5 protein-coding genes are annotated in these 10,503 nt (G+C 69.9%); 4 read left to right on the plus strand and 1 reads right to left on the minus strand.

Annotated elements, in window-relative coordinates:
- The first annotated feature begins 96 nt into the window (after positions 1-96).
- From alaS to D7Y15_RS39855, 4 genes are all read left to right on the plus strand, one after another.
- A complete protein-coding gene (alaS, locus tag D7Y15_RS39835) occupies positions 97-2,793 on the plus strand; it encodes an alanine--tRNA ligase (protein ID WP_121755830.1) in 2,697 nt (898 codons plus the stop codon).
- Positions 2,790-3,455 (plus strand): hypothetical protein, encoded by a 666-nt coding sequence (locus D7Y15_RS39840; RefSeq protein ID WP_121755828.1) that lies wholly within the window; start codon positions 2,790-2,792, stop codon positions 3,453-3,455. The genes alaS and D7Y15_RS39840 overlap by 4 nt, the downstream gene beginning before the upstream one ends.
- Positions 3,452-8,305: a TIGR02266 family protein gene (locus D7Y15_RS46150; RefSeq protein ID WP_233605267.1), complete on the plus strand. Its 4,854-nt coding sequence runs from the start codon at positions 3,452-3,454 to the stop codon at positions 8,303-8,305. The genes D7Y15_RS39840 and D7Y15_RS46150 overlap by 4 nt, the downstream gene beginning before the upstream one ends.
- A gap of 104 nt (positions 8,306-8,409) precedes the next feature.
- A complete protein-coding gene (locus tag D7Y15_RS39855; protein ID WP_121755829.1) occupies positions 8,410-9,033 on the plus strand; it encodes an outer membrane protein in 624 nt (207 codons plus the stop codon).
- Between the two features lie 49 nt (positions 9,034-9,082).
- Here the strand turns inward: D7Y15_RS39855 and D7Y15_RS39860 are convergent, their stop codons facing one another.
- Positions 9,083-10,420 carry a glutamate--cysteine ligase gene (locus D7Y15_RS39860; protein WP_120599298.1) on the minus strand — a complete coding sequence of 446 codons (1,338 nt, stop codon included), beginning with the start codon at positions 10,418-10,420 and terminating at the stop codon, positions 9,083-9,085.
- Between the last annotated feature and the right edge of the window lie 83 nt (positions 10,421-10,503).

Genomic DNA, 10,503 nt, shown 5'->3' on the forward strand with positions numbered 1-10,503 from the left:
CTCCTGACGTCAGCCCTGCCTACATGCCCCGTCCCAGGGGGGATGACCCGTCCAGGAACTGCTGCGCCCGGCCCTCTTGTGGCATATACCCACACCATGCCTTCCGCCCTCACCGCCTCCCAGATCCGCGAGGCGTTCCTCCAGTTCTTCGAGGAGCGCGCCCACCGCCGTGTGGCCTCCTCCTCGCTGGTGCCCGTTGGCGACCAGACCCTGCTGTTCACCAACGCCGGCATGGTCCAGTTCAAGGACGTCTTCACCGGCCGTGAGCAGCGCGACTACCGCCGCGCCACCTCGTCCCAGAAGTGCGTGCGCGCTGGCGGCAAGCACAACGACCTCGACAACGTGGGCTACACCGCGCGCCACCACACGTTCTTCGAGATGCTCGGCAACTTCTCCTTCGGCGACTACTTCAAGGCCGACGCCATCTCGTTCGCCTGGGAGTTCGTGACGAAGCGGCTCGGCCTGGCCATCGACCGGCTCGCCGTCACCGTGTTCAACGGCGAGAACAACATCCCCTGGGATGAAGAGGCCTTCGACCTGTGGGCGAAGGAGGGCGTGTCTCGCGACCGCATCCTGAAGCTCGGCTACAAGGACAACTTCTGGGCCATGGGCGACACCGGCCCGTGCGGCCCCTGCTCTGAAATCCACTACCACCAGGGCGACGACATCCCTTGCGTGGAAGAGGCCGCGGGCAGGAAGTGCCAGGGCGTCGCGTGTGATTGCGACCGGTGGCTCGAAATCTGGAACCTCGTGTTCATGCAGTTCGAACGCAAGGAGAAGGACGCGCCCCTCATCCCGCTCCCCAAGCCGTCCATCGACACCGGCGCCGGCCTGGAGCGCATCGCGTCCGTCGTCCAGGGCAAGCGCTCCAACTACGACACCGACCTCTTCCAGGGCATCCTCGCCACCGTCAGCGAGCTGTGCGGCAAGCCCTACACCCAGGAGACCGGCGCCTCGCAGCGCGTGGTCGCCGACCACGCCCGCGCCACCGCGTTCCTCGTGGCCGACGGCGTCCAGCCCTCCAACGTGGCGCGCGGCTACGTCCTGCGCCGCATCATGCGCCGGGCCATCCGCCACGGTGACACGCAGCTGGGCATCAAGGAGCCCTTCTTCTTCAAGGTCGTGGACCGCGTCATCGAGCTCATGGGCGACGCGTTCCCCGAGCTGCGCGACGGCCGCACCTTCATCCTCGAAGTCGCCAAGCACGAGGAAGAGGGCTTCCGCCGCACGCTCGACCGCGGCCTCAAGCTGATGGACGAGGAGCTGTCCAAGCTCCAGGTTTCCGGCGGCAAGATCCTCGCTGGCGACGTCGTCTTCCTGCTGCACGGCACCTACGGCTTCCCCTGGGACCTCACGCAGATCATCGCGCGCGAGCGCGGCTACGACGTGGACCTGGAGGGCTTCAACAAGATCAAGGAGAAGGAAGCCGACGAGCAGGACGACTTCGTCAAGACCAAGAAGGGCACCACGGAGGTCTTCCAGACCGTCCTCGCGCGCACCGCCCCCACCCAGTTCCTGGGCTACGACGGCGAGGGCCACGAGGGCGAAGGCAGCGTCATCGCCCTGGTGCAGGACGGAGTGGAGGTGCCCCAGGTCTCCGCGGGCGCCACGGTGGAAGTCGTGCTGGACCGCACGCCCTTCTACGGCGAGTCCGGCGGCCAGCAGGGCGACACGGGCCGCATCGTCGCGCACGGCGGCAAGACCGTGGTGCAGGTGAAGGACGCGCAGCGCCCGGTGCAGGGCCTCATCGTCCACAGCGTGGAGGTGAAGGAAGGCACGCTCAAGGTCGGTGACATGGTGCAGACGTCCGTGGACGTGGAGCGCCGCAAGGCCATCCGCGCGAACCACTCCGCCACGCACCTGCTGCACAAGGCGCTCAAGCGCGTGCTCGGCGAGCACGTGAAGCAGGCGGGCTCCGTCGTCGCGCCGGACTTCCTGCGCTTCGACTTCTCGCACTTCTCCCCCGCCACCCAGGAGCAGCTGGAGCTGGTGGAGGACCTGGTCAACACCTGGGTGCGCGACAACGCGGATGCGCAGACGCGTGTCATGAACCTGGACGACGCGAAGAAGTCCGGCGCCGTGGCCATGTTCGGTGAGAAGTACGGCGACACCGTGCGCGTCGTCACCGTGCACCCGGAGTCCACGGAGCTCTGCGGCGGCACGCACGTGAAGCGCAGCGGCGACATCGGCCTGTTCAAGGTCACCAGCGAGAGCGGCGTCGCTTCCGGCGTGCGGCGCATCGTGGCCGTGACGGGCGTGGGCGCGCTCCAGTTCGTGCGCGAGCAGGAGCACGAGCTCAAGAAGGTCGCGGCGCTGTTGCGCACGAACCCCAAGGAAGTCGCTGTCCGCGTCGAGGCCACCCAGAAGCGCGTGAAGGAGTTGGAGCGCAAGGTGGAGGAGGTCTCGGTGAAGGCCCAGTCGGCCTCGCAGAAGGACCTCCTGGACCAGGCGCGCGAGGTCAACGGCATGAAGGTGCTGGCCACGCGCGTGGACCCCGCGGACGACAAGGTGTTCCGCGGCATGGCGGATCAGCTGCGCGACCGCATCGGGTCGGGCATCATCGCCATTGGCGGTGAGAAGGACGGCCGCGCCGTCATCCTGGTGGCGGCCACGAAGGACCTCGTCGCCAAGGGCATCAGCGCGGGCAACCTGGTTCGCGAGATGGCCAAGGAAGTGGGCGGCAAGGGCGGCGGCAAGCCGGACATGGCCCAGGCCGGTGGCCCGGACGCGGACAAGCTGCCCGTGGCGCTCGAGAAGCTCTTCGAGTTGGTGAAGGGCGCGAGCCCGGCGTGAGTCCTCGCGCTTCATCCCGCATCCTGGCGTTCCTGACGGCGGCCCTCCTGTTGGGGGGCTGCACGAAGGAAGCCTCCACGTCCGAAGAGGGACAGGAAGCCGACGCGCGCACGCTCCAGAAGCTGCGCGCGGAGGCGGACCGGGTGAAGCAGGGCGGCGCCGTGGCCGCGCGTCCACAGCCTGCCCAGCGCGAGCCGGAGGAGTCGAAGCTGGCGGGCCTGGCCGCGGGCATGGGCGACAGCGGGCCGCGCAAGCTGCGGCTGCCCGAGCGCAACGACACCGTGCACGTGGACACGGTGGCGATGAAGGTGACGGGGCTGGAGGCGTCGCACTCGGTGAAGGGCTCCGGCAAGTCGGGGCTGAGCCTCACGACGGAGGACCTGTTCCTTCGCGTGGAGCTCATCACCCAGAACGTGGGTGGGATGCCCGCGCCGCTGACGCTGGAGGGCGTGAAGCTCACGGACGCGAAGGGGCAGACGTATCCGCTGGCGCGTGACGCGCAGGCGGTGTCCGGCACGAAGCCCCTGCCCTCCATGTGGGCGCCCGCGCAGCGCACGGAAGTGGCGCTGCTGTTCGAGGTGCCGCCGGACGCCGTGCAAGACGATGGGCTGGCGCTCGTGGTGCGGGGCTCCGGCGGGGACGTGCGGATCCCCTTGCGATGACCGGGCCGGCCCCCAAGCTCCTCCCGCTGCGCATCCGACTCCCGTACACGGGGGAGGAGGAGTTCATCGAGCGGTATGGCTCGAACGTGGGGCGCGGTGGAGTGTTCGTGGCCACGCGAGCACTCAAGCCGGAAGGCACGGGGCTGGCGTTCGAGTTCGTCCTCGCGGATGGCACGCGGCTGTTGCGCGGTGAAGGCGTGGTGTTGAAGGCGCAGCCGGACGCGGGCAGTGCTCGGACCGGGATGACGGTGCGCTTCACCAAGCTGGACGCGGCGAGCAAGGCGCTCATCGATCGCATCGTCGCGCGGCGGAGCGGGATGGAGGTGGCGCCGCCGGGGCTGGTGCGACGGACTCCAGCCGTGAATCCGGCACGGCCTGCGTCAGGCATTGAAGCGCCGGCACCGGTAGAGCCTCCGGCGAAGGTGGTCCTCGAGAAACCGGGGACACGCGCCGCGCCGCCGAAGGCGTCCATGACGTTGCCGGCCGTGAAGCTGCCCGTCGCGGAGCCGCCGCCGGACCTGGCTGAACCGGATGACCCGGTGTCGCTGTTTCCGGAGCACGCGGTCGACGAAGAAGAGGAACTGGCGCCCCTTCCGTCGGTGGACTTCCTGCGGAAGCCACGGAGGCGTCCGGTCGGACTGGATCCACAACGGGCGACCCAGGAGATGTTCACGGTCCAGCCGACGACTCCTGCGTCCAGAGGAGTCCAGGCAGCGGACGCATCGACTACTCCAGAGGCCGATGGCAGTCGCGTGGAAGCGCAGCCCGCGGCGGCTGATGGGGGCGCCTCCGTTCCGGATGCACGCGAGGACGAAGCGCTTCCACCGGCAACAGAGGCATCTGGCGCGCCTGACGCTGGCGAAGCATCCGCGCACCACTTCACTCCCGCGTCAGTGGACGCGTTTGATCCGAACGCCGTGCTCGGAGCCGCGCATGCTCCCGAGCATTCCGGGTGGAGCCCCGAGTACGCGACGGAGGAGACTGGAGACACGGCTTCCGAGTTCGCGGACACGCCAGGCGCAGCGGAACCGGCGCACGTGGAAGCGGCAGCCGTGTCCGTTGAGACGCAGGCGGACTCCGGCTCGTCGTTCGACTTCGACGTCGACCTCAGCATGGAGTCCGATGAGTCCCCCGCTCCGGCGGAGCCCGGTCCCCAGTTCGCACCGGACTCCCCTGCGACGGAAGACGCCGAGGACGCGACGCTCCCTCCGGGAGAAAGTTCCTGGGCTCCCTCAGAAGCCCCCGACGCCGTCAGCGCCCAGGAGCCGCTCCATTCAGAGGCGAGCAGTGAATGGAGGGATCCGGACTCCGACACCGAGGGCGCCTCTTTCGCGGCAACGGTGCCTTCGGAAGAAGACGATGCTCGGACGGTGTCGGCCTCCGATGCCGAGGGGGGCGATACCGAAGCAGCGCTTCCGCCGGCGGAGCACTTGCCGGCCGCCCCGGACTTCGACGCCGCCGAGGGCTCGACGGCGGAGACCGCTCCGGCAGTCACGGACTCCGACGTCGTAGAAGACCTTCCCCAGGCGACGTCGCAGCCCGTGGGGTTCCATTCGGAGGATGCTCCGAAGGAAACGCCCCCTCCTCCAGAGCCGTTCACGACGCCGAGCCAACGGGAGGCCGAGCGCCTTCGCGCATGGGGTATCGATCCGGACTCCCTTCCGCGCGCGCTCAGCACAGACTCGGAGGACGTGGATCCATTCAGCGCGGCGCTTGAACAAGCTGTCGGAGCCACGGACACCGACGAGCCCGAGCGCGACACGCAAGCCGTCACGACTTCAACGGCCGCTCCTACCGCGAGTTCGGCCCCTGTGCCCGAGCCCGTCTCCGCGCCTCCGATGGACGAGGAGGACGCATCGACAGTCGTCGTGGTCGAGCTGCCGACCGAGGATGCCTGGACGGCGCTCGTCGGCTCCTCTGCATCCGAAGACACGACCCCGGCAGTGGCCGCGCCCGCGGTGGATGCTTCGCCCGAACTCGAATCGGCGTCGGTCCAAGCGCCAGAGCACGATGAGGCACTCGCTTCTGTGCTGGCTGCGGGGTCCCACGAAGAGACGCGGTCCGCATCCCCGGTAGCACCGCCCCCCGAAGAGACTCCGCCACCGACGGTGTCCACCCCGGCGGCCCTGGACGCCTCGAATGCGCTCGCGTCCGACACGAAGCTGCCCGTCGAGGAATCGGCGCCCCTCCAGGTTTCCACCAGCGCCTCCGCGTCACCGGTCGCATCGGGCGAAGCCACACAGCACACCGCGGCGAATGCCCCCAGCGGCACCGAAGCCGCCGCTCTGGGCAGCACTGCCGAGGAACCATCGCCGCGCGAATCCGCCGTGGAGCACGAAGATTCCGGTGCGGACAGCTCGACCTCGGAGCAACAGCCCGCCGCCAGCGAAACCACCGCACAGGTCAGTACGCCTTCGCAGCAGGCATCCGCCACGGAGCAGCCGCCTCGTTCCAGCGAAGCCACCTCGCCCATCAGCGCGACGTCGGAACAACCGTCCCCCCAAGCACCGGCCGCGACAGAGCCCCCGCGCGCCAGCGAAGCCGCCACGCGCATCAGCACGGGTTCGGAACCCCAGCCCCCTCAAGCATCAGCTGCGACAGAATCCCCGCGCGCCAGTGAAGCCGCCGCGACCCTCAGCGCAGCGTCGGAACAACCGAATCCTCAAGCATCGGCTGCGCCAGAGTCCTCCCGCTCCAATGAAGCCGCTGCACTCATCAGCGCAGCGTTGGGACAAGCATCGGCCGAGACAGAATCTCCGCGCTCCAGCGAAGCCACCGCGCCCAGTACCGCGGCGTCGGAACAACCGAATCCCCAAGCATCGGCTGCGCCAGAATCTCCGCGCACCAGTGAAGCCGCCGCGACCATCAGCACGGCGGCGGAACAACCGAATCCCCAAGCATCGGTCGCGACAGAATCCCTGCGCTCCAGCGAAGCCACCGCTCCCGTCAGCACGGCGTTGGGACAAGCACCAGCCGCGACAGAATCTCCGCGCTCCAGCGAAGCCTCCTCGCCCAGCAACGCGGCATCGGAACAACCGAATCCCCAAGCATCGGCCGCGACAGAAACCCCACGGTCCACCGAAGCCACAGCATCTGTTCTCACGGCCTCGTCACAACCGCCGACCCAGACCTCCACCGCGCCCCAGTCCCCGCGCACCGACGAAGCCGCGCCGCCGCCTTCCGCTGACGCACAGAGCAGCACCGCCACCGCGCGCAGCCGTCGCCGTACGCTCTTCGACCTGGCTCCCGTGCCCGTCACCACGCCCGCGGCGGCGGAGGTCGTGCTCGGCATCGACGTGGGCACTTCACACGCGCGCGTCGCCGCGTTCATCGACGGCGTCGCCACGCCCATCCCCATCCCCGGCAACGACGGTTCGGGCCTTCCCTCCGTCATCGCGGTGAACAGCGCCGGAGAGTTCCTGGTCGGTGCCGCCGCGCTCGTCGAAGCCTCCCGCGCACCCCGCCGCGCCGCGACCGGCCTCAAGCGCCTGCTCGGCATTCGCACCCGCTCCCCGAACCTGCGCTGGCTCTCCCCTCAACTCCACTTCCCCATCGCCACCGACCGCCATGGCGACGCGGGCGTGGAGCTCGATGGCCGCCACGTGGCGCCCACCCTCCTCACCGCGATGCTGCTGCGCGAGTTGCACCAGGCGGCCACCACGCACCTGGGCCGCAAGGTGACGCGCGCCGTGCTCTGCGCGCCTTCGCACTTCACCGAACGCCAGCGCGCCGCCCTTCGCGAAGCCGCCACCATGGCCGGCCTGGACGTGCCCCGCGTGCTCACCAACAGCGCCGCCGCGGCGCTCGCGTACGCACACGGCCGGGGCCTCGCTCGCAAACGCGTCCTCGTCGTGGACCTGGGCGGCGGCGGCCTGGAGGTCTGCGTCGTGCAGGTCACCGGCGATGACCTGGAGGTCGTCACCACCGGAGGAGACCCCACCCTCGGAGGCATGGACTTCGACGCCCGCATCGCCGAGGCGCTCGTCAGCGACCTCGCCGAACAGGGCCACCCCCGCCCCGAACACCTGCTCGACTGGGGCCCCCTGCGCACCCTCGCGGAGTCCACCAAGGAGACCCTCTCCACCCAGGACAGCGTGGACGTCACCCTGCCCACCGGCCCCGGCCCCAAGCTCGACCGCGAGCGCATGGAGGCCCTCACCGCCGACCTCGCCCAGCGCGTCGTCTCCGTCACCCGCGAGGTGCTGGAGTCCAACGCCCTGTCCCCTCAAGGCCTGGACGCCGTGCTCCTCGTGGGCGGCCAGTCCCGTTCACCGCTCGTGCGCCGCCGCCTGGAGGAGAGCCTGGGCGTGCCCGTGCGCGACGACGACGTGGACGCCCGCACCGCCGTGGTTCGCGGCGCCGCGCTGCTCGGTCACGCGCTCTTGCTGTCGGAGACCGGCAAGCCCGCCGCCAGCGTCTCGGAGGTCCTCACCGCCCCCATCGGCGTCGCCGAGGATGCCGGCACCTTCCGCCGCGTGCTGGAGCGCAACACCCGCCTGCCCACCGCGAAGACGCTCGTCATCCCCATCACCGGCCCCGGTCCGCTGGCGCTCGCCTTCTTCCAGGGCACCGCCGCCACCGCCGTGGAGAACGAATGGCTCGGCTGCCTCACCCTCTCCGTGGAACGCCCCGGCGAGGTGGAGGTGCACCTGGAGTTGTCCACCGACGGCACCCTCGCCTTCAGCGCCACCCTGCCCGGCGCGAAGCGGCAGCCGGTGATGCTCGCGGCGGAGGAGCTGGACGACGCCTCCCGCGATGCACTCATCGCCCGCTCGCCCTTCCACACCGAACCAGAAGCCCGGCCGAGCGGCCTGCTTTCCGGATTGAAGAAGCTCTTCGGCCGGCGCTGAGGCCCTCGGCCTCCTGGCTCCGTCCACAGGGCGGGTGTGCTGTCAGGCCCTGTCGTCCCAGCTTCCATTCCAGGTCCCACACTTCTAGCGGGAGGAACCTGGTCATGAGACGGACTTCGATGGTGGCAGGACTGGTGGTGGCCGGCACGTGCGTGGCGGGGCCAGCCCTCGCGGTGGATGCGAGCGAGGTGTCGCGCAAGCTCAGCTTCAGCGAAGAGGACTCCACGGCCGGCCTGGACGTGGGCGTGGGCCTGGGCGGCTTCACCGGCGACCTGGGCGACGAGACGGGCGTGGGCGGGCTGTTCAACATCACCGCCAACGCCCAGCCCTGGAAGTACATCGGCGTGGAGGTCGGCTACGAAGGCCAGAACATCCCCATCGATGACGCCCGCGTCCTCGGCGGCAACCACATCTGGCGCAACAACGGCACGTTCATGGGCAAGCTGGGCCCCGTCGTCGACCACAAGTGGCACCCCTTCGTGGGCGCGGGCTTCGGCCTCAGCTTCCTGCACGCGTCCTCAGGCTCCGCGCCCATCTACGGCAATGACTGGCAGACGGAGTTGCCGCTGGCTGCGGGCATCGAATACCGCCTGGGCCACCTGTCCGCCGGCGTGCGCGCCACCTACCGCCTCGTCGGTAGCGAGGACCTGACCACCGTCCCCGGCACCACCGAGGAGGCCAAGGGCAGCCTCTTCAACGGCAACCTCACCGTGGGCGGCCGCTTCTAGCCGGCTCCGCGTCCGCGGGACGCAAGGCTCCCGCGGGCGCGCCACGTCCTCACAGCTCGAAGCGCGTCATCAGCACTTCCGGACGCGGATCTTCCTTCCACGCGTCCAGCACCGCCTGCGCCGGCGACCGGCCCGAAGCCGCCACCGCCTCCAGCGGCGCGAGCAGCGGCGCGTCCTCGGGGTCCAACCGCTGCAGCCCCCGCTTCGCGATGGCCACCATCTCCCCGGCCAGCCGGTGCAGCTCGCGAGGCCCCAGCTTCCCGGCCAGGCCCTCGCGGCGCGCGGTGTCGTGGAAGGCCAGGTGCTCGGTGAAGTTCAGCCGCGGCAGGAGCAGCTCCGCCTCCTCCAGCGCCTGCGCGTCATAGAGGATGCCGCGCCAGAGAGCGCCCAGCGCCCCCGTCATGGCCGCGCTCGCGCTGTCCGCGCCGCGCACCTCCAGCACCTTCTTCAGCCGCACCTCCGGGAAGAGCGTGGACAGGTGGTCCGTCCAGTCCCCCATGTCCGGCGGCTGGCCCTCGTAGCCCTCCTTCATGAGCTGGCGGAAGGTGAGCTTCGGGTGGCGGTACTCGCCCTCGCGGCGCAGGAACAAGAGCGGCGCGTCCAGCGCCCAGTCCACATACGCCTGATAGGAGAACGAGCCGTCGAACCAGGACGGCAGGTAGCCACAGCGCGTGGGGTCCACCTCTTCCCAGACGCGACTGCGGAAGGACATGTAGCCGGAAGGCTTGCCCTCCAGGAGCGGGCTGTTGGCGTACAGCGCCACCAGCAGCGGCGACAGGCGCGCCACCGCCACCGTCTTGCGCACACAGTCCGCCTCGTCCGCCCAGTCCAGCGACACCTGCCCGGTGGACGTCATCAGCATCATGTTCAGCGCCAGCCGGCCGCGCTCCGGCAGCGTGCGGCGCATCACCTGGTAGCGCGTCTTGGGCATCCAGGGCATTTCGCCCGTCGTGCCCACCGGCCGGTAGCCCAGCGCCACCAGCCGCAGGCCCTGCGCGGACGCCGCCGCCTTCGTCTCCTTCAGGTGCTGGAGGTTCTCCTGATGCGCCTCCCGCGCCGTGTGGAAGGGGCTGCCGGACAGTTCGAACTGCCCGCCCGGCTCCAGGGAGATGGCCGCCATCCCGCGCTGCAGCGCGATGACCGGCGACTGGGGCGTCTCCCGGAAGGGCTCGTAGCCGCCCGGGGCGATGCGCTCCAGCAGGGCACCCACTCCGTTCGGTCCCTCATAGGGTACGGGTTGGGCGGACCCCACGGGGTAGATGAACTTCTCGTGCTCCAGCCCCAGGCGGTGCTGGGTCCGGGGCTTCTCCCCTTTGCGAAGCTCTTCCACCAGGGGGGCGGCGGAAGTGAGGGGCTCGGAGGCCACACGCTTGAGGTCGAGGGACATGAGGGCGCCCTATATAACGGGGGCCGTTGGCCTTGCCCTCATTTGAGCACCCTGCCCCCATGCGCCCTGCATCCCCCGTCCCC

It is taken from the genome of Corallococcus sp. AB030 (assembly GCF_003668965.1).
Taxonomy (GTDB): Bacteria; Myxococcota; Myxococcia; order Myxococcales; family Myxococcaceae; genus Corallococcus; species Corallococcus exiguus.

Excerpts from the sequence above, each read along its gene's own strand:
- D7Y15_RS46150 (WP_233605267.1), top strand. The coding sequence starts at position 3,452 with ATGACCGGGCCGGCCCCCAAGCTCCTCCCGCTGCGCATCCGACTCCCG.
- D7Y15_RS39855 (WP_121755829.1), top strand. The coding sequence starts at position 8,410 with ATGAGACGGACTTCGATGGTGGCAGGACTGGTGGTGGCCGGCACGTGC.
- alaS (WP_121755830.1), top strand. The coding sequence starts at position 97 with ATGCCTTCCGCCCTCACCGCCTCCCAGATCCGCGAGGCGTTCCTCCAG.
- D7Y15_RS39860 (WP_120599298.1), bottom strand. The coding sequence starts at position 10,420 with ATGTCCCTCGACCTCAAGCGTGTGGCCTCCGAGCCCCTCACTTCCGCC.